Raw genomic sequence first — 18179 nt, forward strand, 5'->3', positions numbered from 1 at the left:
CACTTCTGGGAGAACACGCATGGCACCCGGCATTCCCACCGCCATGGACCGACCGCACTTCATCGGCATCGGCGGGGCCGGGATGTCGGGGATCGCGAAGATTCTCGCCCAGCGCGGGGCCGCGGTGGCCGGCAGCGACGCCAAGGAGTCGGCGACCGCGGACGCGCTGCGGGCGCTCGGCGCGACCGTGCACATCGGGCACGCGGCGGAGCACCTCGCCGACGACGCCAGCTGTGTCGTCGTGTCCTCGGCCATCCGGCAGGACAACCCCGAGCTGGCCCGCGCCGCCGAGCTGGGCATCCCGGTGGTGCACCGCTCCGACGCGCTCGCCGCGCTGATGGGCGGCCTGCGTCCGATCGCCGTCGCCGGTACCCACGGCAAGACGACCACCACGTCGATGCTGGCGGTCTCCCTGACCGAGCTGGGCCTGAAGCCGTCGTACGCCATCGGCGGCGACCTGGACGCCCCCGGCTCGAACGCCCTGCACGGCGACGGCGACATCTTCGTCGCCGAGGCGGACGAGTCGGACCGCAGCTTCCACAAGTACGCGCCCGAGGTCGCCATCGTCCTGAACGTGGAGCTCGACCACCACGCGAACTACGCGTCGATGGACGAGATCTACGAGTCCTTCGTGACGTTCGCCGACCGCATCGTCGAGGGCGGGACGCTGGTGATCTCCGCGGACCAGGACGGGGCGCGCGAGCTGACCCGGCAGGTCGCCGGGACCGTGCGGACGGTGACGTACGGCGAGGCTGAGGACGCCGACGTACGCGTGCTGTCCATCGTGGCGCAGGGCCTGAAGAGCCAGGTCACCGTCGTCCTGGACGGCCAGGAGCTCACCTTCACGGTCTCCGTCCCGGGCCGCCACTACGCCCTCAACGCGGTCGCCGCCCTCGCGGCGGGCGCGGCCCTCGGCGTGCCGGCCGCCGAGCTGGCCCCGGCGCTGGCGGCCTACACCGGCGTGAAGCGGCGCCTCCAGCTGAAGGGCGAGGTCGCGGGCGTCCAGGTCATCGACTCCTACGCCCACCACCCGACCGAGATGACCGCCGACCTGGAGGCGATGCGGGCCGCCGCCGGCGACGCCCGGATCGTGGTCGTCTACCAGCCCCACCTGTTCTCCCGCACCCAGGAGCTCGGCAAGGAGATGGGCGACGCCCTCGCCCTGGCCGACGCCTCGCTGGTCCTGGACATCTACCCGGCCCGCGAGGACCCGATCCCCGGCATCACCAGCGAGCTGATCATCGAGGCGGCCCGCGCGGCGGGCGCCGAGGTGACGGCGGTACCGGACAAGGGCGAGGTGCCCTCGCTCGTCGCGGGAATGGCGAAGCCCGGTGATCTCGTTCTCACCATGGGCGCGGGCGATGTCACCGACCTCGGCCCGCTCATCCTGGACCGCCTGTCGAAGTGAGGGGCACACACTCATGTCGTACGACGTCGAAAAGCCGGACGAGCAGTGGCGCGCGGAGCTGACTCCGGCCGAGTACGCCGTCCTGCGCCAGGCCGGCACGGAGCCCGCCTTCACCGGTGAGTACACCAACACCAAGGAGAAGGGCGTCTACTCCTGCCGCGCCTGCGGCGCGGAACTCTTCACCTCCACCACCAAGTTCGAGTCGCACTGCGGCTGGCCGTCCTTCTACGACCCGAAGGACTCCGACGCGGTCGAGCTGATCGAGGACCGCTCGCACGGAATGGTCCGCACCGAGGTGCGGTGCGCCCGCTGCGGATCCCACCTCGGACACGTCTTCGAGGGCGAGGGCTACGCCACGCCGACCGACCAGCGTTACTGCATCAACAGCATCTCGCTGCGGATGACCCCGGACGAGGACTGACCGACGGCCCGCGGCCCTCAGCCGCGGGGTGTCCGGGGCGGCACCGCTCCGGACACCCCGGCCGGTGTCACGCCCGGGTGCGCTGGCAGGGGTGAGGCGGGTGTTCCTAGACTCGTAAGCCGGGAGCCGGGCCAAAGGGCCGGTCCGGCGTCGGGATCCGTACGGGAGGGCGGTGGCGGCCTGTGCCGTACGTCGCTGTGAGTGCGATCAGTCATCCCGGACTGCTGCGCGAGCGCAACGAGGACAGCCTTGTCGTCGGGCCGTGGACACTGTGCGGCACCGTGACCGAGAATCCGCAGACCCTGGTCTTCCCGCTCGGCACCCCGCTGGTGGTGGCCGTCGCCGACGGGCTCGGTGGGCATCCCGGCGGGGACGTGGCCAGTTCCCTCGTCGTCCGGCAGCTCGCGGAGCTGGGGCCCGCCCTGACCAGCGAGGTGGCCGTCCGTGACGCCGTGAACGCCTGCAATCGGTCCGTGTACCAGGCGGCCGGCGGTGAGGAGGAGACCGTGCTCACCGCCATGGGGACGACGGTCGCCGGCGTCGTCGTGCAGGCCGACTCGGTGCTGGTGTTCAACGTGGGTGACAGCCAGGTCTTCGCGGCCGGCGGCGACGGGCTGCGCCAGGTGAGCGTCGACGACAACCCGCCGCACCCACCGGGCCGGACCGTCTCCCTGGTCACCCAGTGCCTGGGGGGCTCGCCCACCTACCGGGCCGTACAGCCCCACGTCACGTCCGAGACCCCGGCACCCGACGAGCGGTACCTGATCTGCTCGGACGGCCTCACGGACCCGGTGCCCACGGACGTCCTCGACGAGATCCTCGCCGAGCACGACGACGGCCGGGCCGCCTTCGAGCTGTGGAAGGCGGCGATCGAGGCCGGTGGGCCCGACAACATCACGGTGGCAGTGGTGCGGATCGGGCAGGAGTAGCGGCGTCCTCCTCGCCCCCGGCGGTCAGAGGATCTTGCGCTGGACCATGATCGAGAGCACCAGCGCGCCGGGCAGCAGCGGCACCCAGACCGTCAGCACGCGGTACCCGATCACCGTCGCCGCGGCCAGGCCCGTCGGGGCGCCGAAGGTGACCATCGTGAACACCAGGGCCGCGTCCACGGGGCCGATCCCGCCGGGCGCGGGCACGGCGCCGACGGCCGTGCTCGCCAGGAGGAGCGCCAAGGTCACCTGCGTCCAGGACAGCGGCAGTCCGAGCGCGAAGCCGACCGAGGCGATCACGCTCGCCTGGAGCAGCGGGGTGGCCGCCGCGCCGCCCCAGAGGGCGAGGACGCGGCTCGGGCGGGTGTGCAGGATGCGCGCGTCGGTCAGGGCGGTGCGTACGAAGCCGAGGAGGGGGCGGCGCAGCGCTCGTACGGTCGTCATGAGTACGGCCGCCGTGACCAGGGCCGTCACCACGCCCGCCGCGACCAGGACCGATGTCCGCCGGTCCGGAACGAGTTCGCCCAGGTGCAGCAGCTCGGGGAACGCCACGAGGAAGCCCAGCAGCACAACCGTCTTCGCGACCGGCTTGGCCAGCGAGTACAGGGCGAGCGACGCGGTGCCACGGGCCAGCGGTACGCCCTGGCTCTGCAGGAAGCGCAGGGTGACGGCGTGGGCGCCGATGGACGCCGGCAGGACCTGGTTGGCGGCACCCGCCGCGAACTGCGACGCCAGCAGCGGGCCCGGCGGCAGGCGGTCGGGTATCGCCCCTTGGCGGACGACGGCGGCGCACACCCAGCCCATGCAGGTGAAGAAGAGGCCGGCCAGCAGCCACCACGGGTCGGCCGAGGCGAGCCGGGCGGCGCCGTCACGGATGGTGTGCCAGTCGGCCGCCGCCCACGCCCCGATGAGCACGAGCGGGAGCAGGGTCAGCGCGTGACGGGCGAGGCGCGCCGGGGTGAAGGGGGAGTCGGCGGGCGTGAGCGGGGAGTGGGTGCCCGCCTCGGCCGGGGCGGCCGAGGCGGCTGGGACGGTCGTCAGGGCGACGACTGCGGGGACCGGGCAGGTGGGCAGCGGTCCGGGGAGATCGCTGAGCGGGAGCGAGGAGGACACGGCGCGGTCGTCCTTCCGCGTCGCACCCGCGCGGACGCGGGCGGACGGCTAGAGGGCGAGGGCAGGAGGGGACGACGGCAACGTGCCCTCCCGGTGTGAAGCGACGGTGTCCGGCAGCCGACGGGGTGTCGGCGGATGAGCGACGTGACCGGGGGCGTCGTGCCGCTGTGTGCGTGGAGGGGTGGGTGGTGCTGGTGGGGCGGGGAAGGGCATCGCGTGATCCGACCTGCGCAGAGGCGGGGCAGGTGAGTACCTGCATACGTATATCCCCGCCCTCACCGCATCCAATGCCCCCCGGTGCTCCAGCCCAGGAACCGGCGTGCCCCGCCCTCCGCCGTGCCGTCCGCCCGGAAGCCGGCGCCCTCGGCCGTCAGGGCCAGGCCCGCCAGGGCCGGTGCCAGGCGGATCGCGACATGGGGCGCATGGCGGGCCGCCTCCGCGTCCAGGGCCGCGAGGAAACGCCGCTGCTCCTCGGGCGGGCACAGGGACAGGTGGAACAGCATCTGGCGCCACGCGTAGGCCGCGTCCTTGATGGTGGGCAGCGGCCACGGGTTGCCCTCCACCCGAGCCGTCAGCCGGCACACCGTGACGAAGCAGCGGTGCGCCAGGTCGGCCCAGCCGGGCCGCGGCGCGATGCCCACGCGGTGGACCAGCGTGGCCAGGTTGTGGGTGGTGAGGATCTGTGCCTGCTCGATCACCTTGCCGTTCGCCGCCACGGACCAGGAGTCCGACGCCGACCCGGCCCGCTCCGCGCACAACCGCGCGAAACCCGGGGAGGTGCGGGGCCCGCCCGAACGGGCCGGCGCCGTGCCCGCCTCGGCGATCGCGAGGTCGCGGATCGCGTCGTAGTCGATGCCGTAGTAGCGCTCCTAGAGCGTGCCGCCGAGCAGCTCACCCGCGATCCGTGCCGCCGTGAGGAACTTCGGGCCGAACGCGCCCATGAAGATGTCGGCGGCCAGCTCCTCCACGAACGGGGCGCCCAGGTCGCAGCTCCGGGCCAGCACGCCGAGCTCACGGACGAGCGGGTTGGGCAGGATCGTGCCCGGGAAGGCCTGCACGGCCAGCTCGCCCAGCCGACGCAGCACGTCGAGCGCGCCGTCGGCGTCCGGCCTGCCCGTCACCGCCGCCCGCTGCCCGGACACCGCGAGCACCCACGGCAGTTCCTCGACGCGCACCTGCCGCTCCAGGTCGAGCAGGAGCAGGGAGCGGCGGTTGCGGAACGCCCGGTAGTTCGCGGCCATCAGCGCCCGCAGGGCCTCGTCGCGGTACGCCCGCGCGGTGGTGGCGGCGACCAGCTGCGGGACCAGTTCGGCCAGGACCTCGGCGGACGGGACGACCCCGCGCTCCACGAGCGTGCCGATCGGCGCGCTCAGCGCGGCCCCGACCACCTGCCGGATCGCGGGCGGTACGGCAGCTCCGGCGGGCAGCCCGGTCTCCCGGCTCTCCTCCTCGCTCACCGCTGCGACCAGCGGGGCGACCTCGGGGATGCCGGTCTCCTGGGGGAGCACGGCGAGTCGGCGCAGCACCACCTGGGCCAGGGCGTGGTGGGAGGGCAGCGCAGCCTGCTCGGCCTGGCGCCGGCGCAGGGCCGTGTGCGGCACGGAGCCGGGCAGTCCCCGGCGCCGCACCATCGACGCCACCGCGTGCCGCAGCAGACCGAGCCGGCGCGCGTCCAGCGGCCGCCCGGCGACGGTCTCCTCCAGCGCGCCGCGCAGAATGCCCAGGTTCTCCTTGGGGCTCAGATGCTTGGTGCAGAGGGTGTGCCGCGCGGCCAGCGTCCGGTAGCGGTCCAGCAGGGCGGCACCGCGCTGCGGCCAGCCGGTGTCCGGCGCGACTTCGAGCACCCGGCCGTCCGGCCCGTCCCCTGCCGTCTCCAGCCAGTGCACGAGCAGCTCGTCGCCGAACGGCTGCCATACGGCCAGGGCCTCGCGCTGGGTCTCGACGGCCTTGTTCGGGCGCCGCCGCACCAGGGTGTCGACGGTGTCGGAGACGGTGTTGCGGTGCACCGCGGTGACGGGGTCCGGCGCGGGGCCGTCGGCCGGCCGGGGCAGGAAGCGCAGCCGGTCGGCGAACGGCGCCAGCTCCGCCACGAGATCCAGGGCCGCGTCCGTCGCCCCGTGCCGCACCAGCCAGGCCACGGTGAGCAGCGCCGCCTCCTCGGGCACGCCGATCTCGTAGTGGCCGCTGTCCAGCAGATCCCACAGCCGGCCCAGGCCGGGCTCGGTGAGGCAGTGCGCGAACAGCGCGCCCCGCTCGGCAGGCGCCCCGAGACTCCGCGCGGCCTCGATCTCGTACGGCTGGAGCGGGCCGCCCGCGCTCGCGGTGCCCGTGGCGAAGCCGCCCCGGACCACCTCGGGGGTCACCCAGGCCGGCAGCCCGGCCACCGGGGTGCGCGATCCGACGGTCAGCCGGCCCGAGGCCATCCCCGCGAGGACCGCGCGCCAGCGCTGCCCGCGCCGCTCGGCCCGGCGCCGGGTGTCGGCGTCCTGGTGGCTCAGTGCGGTCGTGAAGGCCTTGGCGAGCTGCGCCGCCGCGTAGGACGGGGCCGCCGTGAGGGGCTGCTGGTCAGCGTTGTCGTTCATATGCCGACGTGGCAGGTTCCGCCCCTGCGCCCTCCGGGTCCCGAGCCCGGCGCTCTGCTGTTGAGCTACACGTCGAGGCCGGCATGGCAGGTGCTGCCCCTGCGCCCTCCGGGTTTGCAGCCCGGTGCTCCGCCGTTGAGCCACATGCCGACGAAGGCCGACGCTAGACGTCGCCGAGGTGGCCGTACAACGGGATTTCCCGGCTGGACCGCGGACCTGGCGGCGACTTCCCGCCTGCCTGCCGGCCGTCCGCATGCCGAGGGGCTGAATCAGTCATCCACCGGAAGGTTGACTTTCGGCTGACCGAGCCAGAGCATTACGGGGGTGAGCCCCTTCGAGCACACATCCCTCGGGTCGACCGCACTGCCGGTCGACCTGGACGAAGCCGCCCACCGCTGCCTTGTCGCCGGGTTCGAAGGCGCCACGACCGTCCCTGACACGCTCAAGGAACTCATCGACCGCGGCCTCGGCGGCGTCATCCTCTTCACTCGCAACATACGCGACGCCGAGCAGGTGCGCCGTCTCACGGACGAGCTGCGAGCGATCCGCCCCGACCTCGTCGTCGCCATCGACAACGAGGGCGGCGGCATCGGCCACCTCGGTACGGTCGGCGCCCCGCAGGTCCCCGGCTCCTACGCCCTCGGCGTCGTCGACGACCCGAACCTCACCGCCCGCTGCGCCGACGAGCTCGCCGCGCACCAGGCCGCCCTCGGCATCACCGCCTCCTACGCCCCCGTCGCCGACCTCCAGCACAGGCCCGACAACCCGATCGTGCGCACCCGCTCCTTCGGCGCCGACCCTGAGTCGGTCGCCCGGCATCTGCGTGCCTGGATCACCGCGACCGAGGCCCGCGGCGTGGCGTCCTGCGCCAAGCACTTCCCCGGCCACGGCGGCACCGTCACCGACAGCCACCACGGAGTGGCGGTCGATCCGCGGCCGTACGACGAGCTCCAGGCCGACCTCGAACCGTTCCGCGCGGCCGTCGCCGCGGGCGTGCCGATGCTGATGAGCGCCCATGTCGTCTTCCCGGCCCTGGACCCGAACCGTCCCGCCACGCTCAGCCGGCGCGTCCTGGGCGATCTGCTCCGCCGCGACCTCGGCTTCGACGGCGTCCTCGTCGGTGACGCGCTGGAGATGAAGGCCATCGCCGACGAGTACGGCGAGGCGGCCGGCGCCCGTATCGCGCTCGCCGCCGGAGCGGATCAAGTGGTCGTCTCCGTGGGGGACTTGGACCTCACTCTGGACTGCCGGGACGCCGTACTCGACGCGCTGCGGACCGGAGTGCTGGCGCCCGAGCGGGTCGAGGAGGCGGCCGGGCGGGTGCGACGGCTCGCCGCGCGGTACGCGACCCCGCCCACCGCCACGACCGTCCCCGCCCCGGTGTCCGAGGTCGCCGGCTTCGGACTCGACGCCGCGCGCCGGGCCGTACGGAGCCGGGGAGTACCGCCCGCCGTGCGCGGGGCCCATGTGGTCGACCTGTTCCCACCGCCGCACCCCGTCCTCAACTGGGGCGGCGAGGACCTGCTCACCGAGGTGCGCGCCGTCGACCCCTCGGCCACGGGGACGGCGGTGACCGGTGAGTGCGCGGACCCGGACGACCTGGTCGAGGGGATCGTGCGCCGCTGCGGAGCCGCCCCGCTGGTCGTGGCCACCTGTGACGCCGGGCTGCACCCCTGGCAAGTGCGGCTGCGTGACGCCCTGTTGGGTCGGCGGCCGGACGCGGTGCGGGTGGACACGGGGCTGCCGGAGGGCGGCGCGCTGCACTCGTACGGGCGGGGGCGGGCCAATCTGCGGGCGTTGGCCGAGGTGCTGGCGGGGGTCTGACGGGCGGTGGCCGGGGCGGCCGTACGGCCTCGGTCGTGCGGTCGAGGCCGTGAGGTCGTGATGATGAGTGATGTGAAACGAGACTCGGACGGATCGGCGCCGGCCTACGTCGTCGGGCTGGACGCCGGTGGCACCCGTACGCGTGCCGTCCTGGCACCCGTCGGCGGTGGCGAACCCGACGGTGAGGGTGTCTCCGGGCCCGGCAACGCCCTGACCGTCCCCGGGGCGCAGCTCGTCGAGCATCTCGTCGAGGCACTCGCGCGGGCCGTGCCCGAGGAGTTGCGCGGTCATGTCGTGGCCGTGGCGGGCGGGTTCGCGGGGGCCTCGCGCACCGCGCCGGACGAGCCGGGGCGGGTCAAGGCGTACGCCGCGCTCACCGTGGCGCTGAGCAGGCTCGGCATCGGCACCGGATCGGTCGAGATCCACGGCGACATCGAGGTGGCGTTCGCCGCGGCGTCCGGCTGTCCCGCCGACGGGCTCGCGCTGGTGGCCGGCACCGGAGCGGTCGCCGGACGCATCGACGGGCGTGCCTGCACCGAGACCGTCGCCGGCGACGGCTGGCTGCTCGGCGACGACGGCGGCGGCTTCTGGATCGGGCGCGAAGCGGTACGGGTGGCGCTGCGCATGGCCGACGGCCGGGGCGCGCCCACGGCGCTCGGCGCCTCGGTCGGGCGGGCGTCGGGTGTACCCGAGGACGTCCTGCCGCCGGACGCTCCCGGCCCGTACGACGTCGAGTCCTGGACCCGGGCCCGGCGCGAGGCCTACCGCATGCACCTGCTCCCCGCCGCCATGGACCGCCCGCCCGTGCGACTGGCCGACCTCGCGCCGCTGGCCGCCGAAGCCGCCCGGCACCGGGATCCGGTCGCCGAGGGGATCCTCGCCACGGCCGCCGACCACCTCACCGACACCGTCCGTGCCCTTGCCCCGCGCTCCGGCGAACGGATCGTCGCGACCGGTTCCCTCCTCGGCCCGGACGGCCCGCTCACCGAACTCCTCACGGCCCGGCTCGGGCCCCTCGGGCTCACGCTCGACTGGGTGCGGGACGGCTGCCGGGGCGCGGTGGCGCTCGCCCGGCTCAGTGTCGAAGGGGCCGAGGCCGCGGCGCCCGGAGGTGCGAACACGTCGCCCCGCCCCGGCACTTGAGGCGCCCGAGTCGGGGGTCACTGCACGGCTCGCCGGTGCTTCCTCCGTGCGGAACCGGCCGCGCTCAGCGCGAGCGCCGGGACTTCACCGTGTGCTGCGGAACGATGTGGTCCGTCAGCGCCAGCGAGGCGCTCGCGCGCTGGTAGGAGAGCTGGGCGACCCGGACGTAGAGGCAGTCGATCAGGACCAGGATCGAGTGCCGGCCGCCGATGCCGGTGAGGAAGCTGGTCTCCGAGGCGGTCGAGATGAGCCGGATGTCGGCGGCCTTCGCGAGCGCCGAGCGCGGGTCGGAGGTGATCGCCACGGTCGTGGCGCCGCGCTCCTTGGCCAGCTCCAGCGGCTCGACCGTCTCCCGGGTGGCCCCGGAGTGCGAGATGCCGATGGCCACGTCCGCCGGGGTGAGCAGGGCGGCGGAGGTGGCGGCCCCGTGCACCTCGGTCCAGCCGCGCACCGCGCAGCCGATCCGGAACAGCCGTGTCTCGGTCTCCTGCGCCACCGCGCCGCTGCCGCCGACCCCGTACACATCGATCCGGCGGGCCCGTGCCGCCGCCTGCGCGGCCCGCTCGATCGCGTCCAGGTCGATGCGGTCGATGGTCTGCTGCACCGCGCGCAGGTCCGTGCTGCCCACGACCTGCACGACCCGCTCCAGGGAGTCGTCGGGGGAGATCTCCGGGCCGATCTCGGCGGTGCCCCAGTCGGAGACCTGGCCGCGGCCGCGCTCCTGGGCCAGCTCGATCAGCAGATGCTGGTAGGAGTCGAGGCCGATGGCGCGGCAGAAACGGGTCACCGTCGCCTGCGAGGTGCCGGTGCGGCGGCCCAGCTCGGCGGCCGAGCAGTGGGTGACGGCGGCCGGATCCTCCAGGATCAGCTCGCCGACCTTCCGCAGGGAGCCGGCCAGCCTGGGCAGCTCGGTACGGATCAGGGTCGTGACGTCCGTCGGGGGCATGAATCGAAGGTATCAGCCACCGTATGTCCCGCAGCTTGAATACCAGGACCGGACTGGCAGTTGCGTCGGCCGCCGGAGAGACGGCTCATTGCCCGCACCGCCGGTGTGTGATTCAGTGATTCACCGATGCGGTATCGCAGGGTGGTTTCATCCAGCGGTGTCATTCCGTCGTGGGGAGTGAGTGACGCGTGTCCGACGAGTCCGTCAGCGCCCGGCGCTTCGCGCGCGAGAGCATGGCCGTCCTCGACCGGCTGACCGAGTCCGCCCGGGGCGACGTGGCCCGCGCCGCCGAACTGATCGCCGACTGCGTCCGCGCGGACGGTGTGATCCAGGCCTTCGGCACCGGCCACTCCCAGGCCACCGTCCTGGAGATCGCCGGCCGGGCCGGCGGACTCGTGCCGACGAACCGGCTGAGCATCGCCGACCTCGTCCTCTACGGCGGTGAGCCCCCGAGCGCCCTGGACGACCCGCTCCTGGAACGCCGGGCCGGGGTCGCCGGCCGGATCTACGAACTGGCCGCGCCCCGCCCCCAGGACCTGTTCGTCGTGATCTCCAACTCCGGCGTCAACAGCGTCGTCGTGGAGATGGCCCTGCACGCCAAGGAGCACGGCCACCGCATCCTCGCCATCACCTCCCTCGCCCACACCCGAGCGGTCCCCGCCGGCCACCCGAGCGGCCGGAAGCTCGCCGACCTCGCGGACGTGGTCCTCGACAACGCCGCCCCGCGCGGCGACGCGCTGATGGAGCTGCCCGGCGGAGGCGCGGTGTGCGCGCTGTCGACCCTGACCGGCGTCCTGCTCGTGCAGATGGCCGTGGCCGAGGCGTCCGCGCTGCTCATCGCCGCCGGGGAGCGTCCGCCCGTGTACGTCTCCGCCAACGTGCCCGGCGGGTTCGAGGGAAACCTGGAGCTGGAGAAGCGGTACGCCGGCCGCATCAGGCGCACCGCGAGCTGATCGACCCGGGGTGGTCGGCGGCCCGCCTCGACCCAGCGGTGAATGGATCCACCGAAAGACACCGAAAGTGCTGAATGTTTCATTCAGTGCCGTCTCGACCTACGCGAAAGAGCCAACAGGCGCACACTGGAAGGGTGCTGTCGGTGCTCAAGGGGGTGTCGGCATGGCTGTGTCGGAGTGCACGAAGGTGCGGCTGTGGCGGTGGCGGCGCAACCCGCTGCGGCGGCGAAGCGACGTCATCGAGGCCTGGGTGGTTCTGTGCGGATGGCTCCTCGCGCTGGTCGGCGCCGTCTTCGGGGGCCTGGTCGCGGCGGACGCGGTCGTGCGCTCCGCGGAGCACCAGCGGGCCCAGAGCCACAAGGTGACCGCCGTCCTGGTGAAGGACGCGGAGGATCCGGGGCCGGCCCGGGTGACCACCGACCATCTGGTGTGGGCTCCCGTCCGCTGGACCGACCCGAACGGCTCCACGCGTACCGACGAGGCGCGAGTGCCGCCCCATATGAAGGCGGGCGGCAAGGTCCAGGTGTGGACCGACCGCACCGGCGTCCTGCCCAAGGAGCCCCTGACGGAGACCGAGATGATGCTGCACGCCGTCGCCGGCGGCATCCTGGCCGGGGCGGGCACCGCGGGCCTCGTGCTCGGGTCCGCCTGGGTGGTCCGGCTCGGGATGGAGCGGCGGCGTCTGGACCAGTGGGCCGCCGAGTGGGAGCGGGTCGACACGCCGTGGGGTTGGAAGACGGGCTGAGGACCGGATGCGATCGGGTGCTGCCGGACACGAGCAGGGCCCCGGAGCGACTGCTCCGGGGCCCGGCTCATTCGACCGTCGGCCGAGCGTCCGTCACTTGACGTCCGCGCTCGGCAGCGCCGTCGGGGACGCGGTGTTGAGGTCCTCCAGGCCCTTGGGGATGGCGAGCGTGAGGACCGGCGCGCCCGGCTGGGGCGCGGGCGGCGTCATCTGGTCCTTGGGGAGCTTCGGCGGGGTGGTCTGCTGGAAGTTGTTCGCGTCGAAGTTCACCATGCCCGTCTTCTCCAGGACGGTCATGTGGTCGAGCACGGTGTCGTTCGCCAGGTCGGCCAGCTGACGGACCAGGGTGTTCTGCGTGGTGCCCCGGATCTTCGCGATCGCCGGGAAGATCTGCCCGTGCGTCACCCGCATGATCGCGACGCCCGTGGCGTCGAACTCCTTGCCCGTCTTGGAGTCCACCGTCGCCACGAACTGCTGCTGCTGCGGGCTGGCCTGGTTCGGCAGCGTGATGTTCAGTTCGGACGCGAGCTTGCGGCAGGCGAGGTCGAGCCGGGCGTGTCCGACGACCAGGTGCTGGCCGGCCTCCTTCATCTCCGCCGTGGTCCCGCGCTGCATCGCCATCATGCCCAGCGGGTGCTCCCACAGCCCGGCGGCGCGGACCTTCACGACGAAGTCCCGGTCGGCCTCGGTGAGCGGCCCGTACTGCGTGTTGGCGATGACGCGGTCCTGGCTTGCGGAGGTGGTCTCCACGCCCAGCATGGCCGGGTAGGCGAGCGCGGAGAGGGTGAGGACGAGCGCGCCTCCCACGAAGACGGTTCCTACCATGCGGCGCGAGATGGGCATCGTGCCTCCTGACGTGAGCGGCTTGGTCTCCAGGAGGTACGGACGGAACGCGCGAAACAATCACCGTCGCGGGAAAAAACTTGCGGTTCCCTGTGCGTCGTCCGTCACAATCACCCGCGAACCGTACGGAGTCGGCCCGCCGCTCGGCCGCTACGGCGCCCGGCGGCCCAGGGCGACCAGCGCGGCCACCTGACGCACGTACTCGGTGGGGTGGCTGACGTGCGGGATGTGTCCGGCGCCCTCGAAGGTGTACGTCGCCGCCTGCGGGAGCGCGCCGGAGAGCCTGCCGACGATGCCGGCGAACCACGGCGGGCTCTCGCTGCCCTTCGTCAGCAGCGCTGGACCGGTGTATCCGGAGAGGCCGGCGAGGTCGAGCTCGGCCCATCCCGGGTCGCCCTGTTCGTCGGCGAACGTGGGCGCGTTGACGCGGAAGGTCTCCCGCACCCGGTCCGGCATCCGCTCCCACTCCCCGGGACCGAACGCGACCTCCTCCACGAACTGCCGCGCTCCCGCGAGCGGTTCACCGGACCGCAGCCGGTCGACGACGGATGCCAGGCGCCGTCCGGTCTCGGCGCGCAACGGACCCGACCCGGGGTCGTCGGCCACGACGCCCAGCAGCGGCGGCTCGTGCGCGAGGATGCCCCGGAACAGCTCGGGGTGCCGGCCGGCCAGCCCCAACGCGGTCGACGCGCCGAAGGAGTTGCCCGCGACGAACGCGGGGGCGAAGCCGAGGGTCTCCATCAGGTCCGCCAGATCGTCCTCGTCCTCACGACGTGACCCCTGCCCCGGCGGGCAGTCGCTCCGGCTGTGCCCGCGACGGTCGTAGACCAGCACCCGGTGGTCCCGGGTGAGGTCCTTCATCACCGGCACCCAGTTGTGGTGGTCGCCCCAGGAGCCATGGACCAGGACCAGCGGATCGCCTTCGCCGGCCACCTCGTAGTAGAGCTCGACGCCGTTCACCGAGACATGCGGCATGTGGATGCTCTCCCCGTTCCCGCCCGTTCGATCACCGCAGATGCCGGTCGAAGAAGCTCATGGTGACGTCCATCGAGTCCGCCCACCGCGGCCCGAACGTGTGCCCCTCACCCCGGTACGTCCGCAGCTCCACGTCCTTGCCCGCCGCCTCGAACGCGGCGACCGTCGCCCTCGTCCAGGCCAGGGGGCAGGTGTCGTCGGCGGTGCCGTGGTGGATCAGCAGGGGCTCGGTGACCCGGTCGACGTAGGTGACCGGCGAGACCTGCCGCCAGAACTCGGGGTTCTCCTGCGGGGTGCCGTGCGCGGCCTCGATCTCCTCGACGAGCGGGTCGCCCTCCGGCCGCTGGAACCGGTCGATGTTCTCCTGTGGACGGGAGCTGACCGGCGCGTACACGGCGGCGGCGTCGACCAGCCCCGGCGCCACGACCAGCGCGTTGTACACGACCCCGCCGCCCATCGACCGCCCGAGCAGCCCGATCCGCCCGTCGTCCACGTTCGGCCGGGACGCGGACCGCAGGGCGTGCACGGCGTTGATGACGTCCTCGGTGTAGCCGAGCCGCAGATTGACGTCGTTGTCGGGATCGTCGTCGGAGCCCGCGTGATTGCGGTAGTCGGTGTGCAGGACGACGTACCCGCCCCGCGCGAGGACGTCCTGCTCCCGCGGCATGCCACGGCCGGTGGTGTAGATGTCCGGATCGATGTAGCCATGCGCGAGCACCAGCGCCGGGAACGGCCCGGCACCCCGCGGGACGTTCATGATCCCCGAGATCTTCAGCCCGTTCGACCGATAGGTGACGGCGTACTGCGTATACGCGTCCGTCCGAACCCGCACCGCACCGACCCGCAGATCCGACCCCCGCTGCTCACGCTCCATCAACGCCGGAAGGGACACCGGATCCCCGGGACCGGGCGAAACCGAGACAGAGCCGGATGCCGAGACCGGTGCCGAGCCGGACGCCGGTCCAGACGCCGTGGCCGAGGCAGTCGCGCCGACGGACCCGCTCCCGCCCCGAGCCGAAGCCGAAGCCGTACGCGCACCCGCCGCACCCTCCCCATCACTCCCGGTGCACCCGACGGCAACCACCAGCACCATCCCGGCGACAACCCCGACGAGGCCCCGTAGCGACCGCATGGGGTCGAGTATGGCGCGGATCGGCGGGGTTGGCCTTGTGGGAGTGGGGCCAGAGCTCCGGCGGGCGCCGAGCCTCAGGCCGTCGGCTCCTTGGTCGGTGTGACGCCGTACGGGCCCGCTGCTGCCTTGAAGCGTTGCATCGTGGTCAGGCGGATGGCGAAGTACATGGCGGCTGCGGCGGCGAGGATGTGCAGTACGTCGGACGTCATGTACTGCTCCACCCCCTCTTTCGTTTCCGTCAAGGTCTCGGCGTCGTTGTACTTCGTGCCGGCGAAGCGGTTGAACAGGACGCTGAAGACGAACAGGCCCCACCACAGGTTCACCGGCCAGAGCCGCGCCCGGAATCGTTCGTCCTCGGTCGGCAGTGGTGTGGCGGCTCCCCACATGTCGACGGCGATGCGGTACGGCATCCAGAGGTTCACCAGGGGGATGAGCCAGCCGCCGATCGCCCAGCCGGGGCCGTTGCGGAAGCGGTCCGGTGCCATGAGGCCGGTGAGGGCGCGCATCCGGAAGAACCAGAGGACGAAGGCGATCGCGGCGGGCAGGTACACCATGACCTGGTACCGCGAGGTTGTTTCGTACAGGGAGACGGCGGCTCCCAGGTCTCCTTGCGGGGCGAAGAGGAAGCCGTCGTCCCCGTCGATCACCGCCCTGAGCCTGAGCCCGGCGAAAAGGCTGAACGCGTCGGTGAGGGCGACCAGCGAGAGGCCCGCCACCGCCGCGACCAGGAGCCAGAGGGGCGCTGCGCCGGGTCTTTCGGCGGGCAGCTGCGGATGTGGACGCGGGTCATTGGTCGCGGACACGGTGATGAGCCCCCCACGGGCGAGAAGAGAAGAGAAGAGACAGAGGCCCGCGGAACAGCGCGTGGCCGAGGCACGATATGTCGATCTCGCCCATCCCGTCCATGACAAATTCGCAGGTGGGTCCGACAATTCCGCAGGTCGGACCCTCCCCCCCGGCCCGCGGGCGATCAGTCGAGATAGTCCGCGACGAGGAGCGCGAACTCGTCCGGGGTGGCGAGCCGGATGCCGAGGTCCTCGGCCTTGGCGCGCTTGGACCCGGCGGATTCCCCGGCCACCACGAGGCTGGTCTTCTTGGACACGCTGGAGGAGGAGCGGCCGCCGGCCCGTTCGATGAGTTCGTTCATCTGGTTGCGGCTGAGCTTCTCCAAGGGACCGGTCATGGCGCCGGTGACCACCACGGTCATCCCGGAGAGCGGACCGCCCGCCGGGGCGTCGGCCGTGTCGGCGTCCGTGTCGGTGGCGTCGGCGGTGGCGTCCATGGGGACGAAGGCGGCGCCCGGCTCGGTCATGTTGACCCCGGCGGCGGCGAGTTTCTCGATCAGACCGGCGAGTTCGGCGAGCTCCGCGACGATCGAAGGTGCCTTCTCGGGGCCGATGCCCTCGACCTGCTGCAACTGCTCGGCATCGGCGGCACGGATGTTGTCCATGACGGCGAAGTGCCGGGCGATACGGCGGGACATGGAGCGGCCCGTGCCCCGGACACCCAGCGCGCACAGGACTCGCGACAGCGGGCGTGCCTTCGCCGTGGCGAGGGCGGCCAGCAGGTTGTCGGTGCTGGTCTCACCCATCCGTTCCAGCCCGAGGAGCTGCTCGCGGGTCAGGGTGAACAGGTCGGCGAGATCGGCCACCAGACCGGCCTCGACGAGCTGCACCACACGGGTGGCGCCCAGGCCCTCGATGTCGAGCTGGTCGCGGCCGGCGGCGTAGGAGAGGGAGGCGACCAGGTGGCAGTTGCGTCCCTGCTCGCACCGCCAGCGTTCCTGGCTGGTGTCGATCGCCGAACCGCAGCGCGGGCACGCCTCGGGGAAGACGATCGGCTTCTCGTCGCCGGTCCGCAGATGGGCGACCGGGGCCTCGATGCGCGGGATGACGTCACCCGCGCGGTGCACCATCACCTGGTCCCCGAGCCGCAGATCGCGCCGGGTGATGTCGGCCGGGTTGTGGAGCGTGGCGTAGGTGATGGTGGAGCCGTCGATCTCGACCGGTTCCAGGACGCCGCGCGGGGCGATGATGCCGGTGCGGCCCACATTCCACTCGACGTCCAGGAGCCGGGTGATCTTCTCCACGGCCGGCAGCTTGTAGGCGATAGCCCAGCGAGGGGCCCGCGAGCCGTTCCCGGCGGCCCGCTGGTCGTCGGCGAGATCGGCCTTGATGACGATCCCGTCGATCCCGAACGGCAGCTCGGCGCGCAGCGCGGCGATCTCCCGCACCCGGGCAAGGACGTCGTCCGTGCTGTCGGCGGTGACGCCGGGCACCTCGGTGGTGGCGGTGGTGTGCACGCCCAGCTGCCCGGCCAGGGCCATGAGCTCGCTGTGCGCGAGGCCGTCCAGCCGCGCCGTCAGGGCCTCGTCGGTCTCGGGCAGCGGCAGCAGACCGTAGCCGAAGAACGTCATCGGGACCGTGTAGGCGCGGTCCTTGGCCCGCAGGGTGCCCGCCGCGGCGTTGCGCGGGTTGGCGAAGGGCTGCCCGCCGTGCGCGGTGCGCACCTCGTTGGCGTGCTCGAACTGCGCGCCCGTCATCAGGACTTCGCCGCGTACCTCCACGGTGACCGGCTCGGCGAGCGTCTCGGGCAGGCCCTCGACGGTGCTCATCGCGTGCGAGACGTCCTCCCCGGCAGTCCCGTCACCGCGTGTGATCAGCCGCGTCAGCCGCCCCTCGGTGTACCGGGCCGCGATCGCCAGACCGTCGAGCTTCGCCTCGACGCTGTATCTCTCCGCCTCGTGCCCGATGCGGCGGGCCAGCGAGGCCGTCCACGCCGTGAACTGCTCGGCCGAGAAGACGTTGTCCAGACTCAGCATCGCGACCGTGTGCGGCACATCGCCCTCGACGGCGCCCCCGGCGACCTTCCCGCTCGGCGAGTCGGGCAGCACCTGATCGGGATGATCGGCCTCCCACGCGGTGATGCCCCGCATCAGCCGGTCGTAGGTGTCGTCGTCCAGCGGGGACGTGCCGTCCGTGTAATAGGCGGCCGCGGCCTTGACGACGTCCTCGACGGCCCGCGCGTACCCGGCGGCGTCCACGATCTGCGCAACTGGTGTTGTCATGCCTGTCATCCTGCCTGCCACCACTGACAATGCATTCCGCCGAACCCTGGCGGCGGCCGCGGCCCGCGAGGCCCTGGCGAGCAATTGTGATGCGCGTC

14 protein-coding genes, 2 tRNA genes and 1 pseudogene are annotated in these 18179 nt (G+C 72.8%); 7 read left to right on the forward strand and 10 right to left on the reverse strand.

The features are described from left to right. The first annotated feature begins 19 nt into the window (after positions 1–19). The 3 genes from murC to PGH47_RS32830 all read left to right on the forward strand — a co-directional run bounded on the left by murC (position 20) and on the right by PGH47_RS32830 (position 2758). Entirely contained in the window at positions 20–1408 is a 1389-nt protein-coding gene (gene murC / locus PGH47_RS32820; RefSeq protein WP_093865774.1) for a UDP-N-acetylmuramate--L-alanine ligase, read from the forward strand. 13 nt (positions 1409–1421) lie between these two features. Further along, the gene (msrB, locus tag PGH47_RS32825; RefSeq protein WP_271666384.1) at positions 1422–1829 is read left to right on the forward strand and encodes a peptide-methionine (R)-S-oxide reductase MsrB; all 408 of its coding nucleotides are present in this window, start codon (positions 1422–1424) and stop codon (positions 1827–1829) included. A 182-nt stretch (positions 1830–2011) separates the two neighbouring features. Next, positions 2012–2758, forward strand: a complete 747-nt coding sequence (locus tag PGH47_RS32830) for a PP2C family protein-serine/threonine phosphatase (RefSeq protein ID WP_271666385.1) — start codon at positions 2012–2014, stop codon at positions 2756–2758. 24 nt (positions 2759–2782) lie between these two features. Here PGH47_RS32830 and PGH47_RS32835 read toward each other — a convergent pair whose 3' ends face one another. The 4 genes and pseudogenes from PGH47_RS32835 to PGH47_RS32850 all read right to left on the reverse strand — a co-directional run bounded on the left by PGH47_RS32835 (position 2783) and on the right by PGH47_RS32850 (position 6603). Continuing rightward, a complete protein-coding gene (locus tag PGH47_RS32835) occupies positions 2783–3871 on the reverse strand; it encodes a lysylphosphatidylglycerol synthase transmembrane domain-containing protein (protein WP_271666386.1) in 1089 nt (362 codons plus the stop codon). 275 nt (positions 3872–4146) lie between these two features. Beyond that, positions 4147–6453 (reverse strand): annotated as a pseudogene (locus PGH47_RS32840) (hypothetical protein). 3 nt (positions 6454–6456) lie between these two features. Next, positions 6457–6528, reverse strand: a tRNA-Pro gene (locus tag PGH47_RS32845). A 3-nt stretch (positions 6529–6531) separates the two neighbouring features. Beyond that, a tRNA-Cys gene (locus tag PGH47_RS32850) sits at positions 6532–6603 on the reverse strand. 174 nt (positions 6604–6777) lie between these two features. Here PGH47_RS32850 and PGH47_RS32855 point away from each other — a divergent pair. Both PGH47_RS32855 and PGH47_RS32860 read left to right on the forward strand, forming a co-directional pair. Further along, positions 6778–8277, forward strand: a complete 1500-nt coding sequence (locus tag PGH47_RS32855; RefSeq protein WP_271666387.1) for a glycoside hydrolase family 3 N-terminal domain-containing protein — start codon at positions 6778–6780, stop codon at positions 8275–8277. Between the two features lie 63 nt (positions 8278–8340). Then, positions 8341–9420: an N-acetylglucosamine kinase gene (locus PGH47_RS32860; RefSeq protein ID WP_271666388.1), complete on the forward strand. Its 1080-nt coding sequence runs from the start codon at positions 8341–8343 to the stop codon at positions 9418–9420. Between the two features lie 64 nt (positions 9421–9484). Here the strand turns inward: PGH47_RS32860 and PGH47_RS32865 are convergent, their stop codons facing one another. Further along, entirely contained in the window at positions 9485–10366 is an 882-nt protein-coding gene (locus PGH47_RS32865; RefSeq protein ID WP_271666389.1) for a MurR/RpiR family transcriptional regulator, read from the reverse strand. A gap of 188 nt (positions 10367–10554) precedes the next feature. On the opposite strand from PGH47_RS32865, the gene PGH47_RS32870 reads away from it, so the two are divergent. Continuing rightward, a complete protein-coding gene (locus PGH47_RS32870) occupies positions 10555–11319 on the forward strand; it encodes an SIS domain-containing protein (RefSeq protein WP_271666390.1) in 765 nt (254 codons plus the stop codon). A 163-nt stretch (positions 11320–11482) separates the two neighbouring features. Beyond that, entirely contained in the window at positions 11483–12064 is a 582-nt protein-coding gene (locus PGH47_RS32875; protein WP_107907674.1) for an Rv1733c family protein, read from the forward strand. Positions 12065–12157: 93 nt separating this feature from the next. Here PGH47_RS32875 and PGH47_RS32880 read toward each other — a convergent pair whose 3' ends face one another. The 5 genes from PGH47_RS32880 to ligA form a co-directional block, all read right to left on the reverse strand. After that, complete coding sequence (locus PGH47_RS32880) at positions 12158–12907, reverse strand: DUF4142 domain-containing protein (RefSeq protein ID WP_271666391.1); 750 nt, start codon at positions 12905–12907, stop codon at positions 12158–12160. 150 nt (positions 12908–13057) lie between these two features. Beyond that, on the reverse strand, positions 13058–13882 hold the full coding sequence (locus tag PGH47_RS32885; protein WP_271666392.1) for an alpha/beta fold hydrolase: 825 nt from the start codon (positions 13880–13882) through the stop codon (positions 13058–13060). A gap of 31 nt (positions 13883–13913) precedes the next feature. Next, the gene (locus tag PGH47_RS32890) at positions 13914–14774 is read right to left on the reverse strand and encodes an alpha/beta hydrolase family protein (RefSeq protein ID WP_271666393.1); all 861 of its coding nucleotides are present in this window, start codon (positions 14772–14774) and stop codon (positions 13914–13916) included. Positions 14775–15088: 314 nt separating this feature from the next. Beyond that, positions 15089–15817 (reverse strand): DUF4328 domain-containing protein, encoded by a 729-nt coding sequence (locus PGH47_RS32895; RefSeq protein ID WP_271666394.1) that lies wholly within the window; start codon positions 15815–15817, stop codon positions 15089–15091. Between the two features lie 167 nt (positions 15818–15984). Then, complete coding sequence (gene ligA / locus PGH47_RS32900; protein ID WP_271666395.1) at positions 15985–18081, reverse strand: NAD-dependent DNA ligase LigA; 2097 nt, start codon at positions 18079–18081, stop codon at positions 15985–15987. Positions 18082–18179 lie beyond the last annotated feature (98 nt).

Source organism: Streptomyces sp. HUAS 31, assembly GCF_028198125.1.
Classification (GTDB): Bacteria; Actinomycetota; Actinomycetes; order Streptomycetales; family Streptomycetaceae; genus Streptomyces; species Streptomyces chartreusis.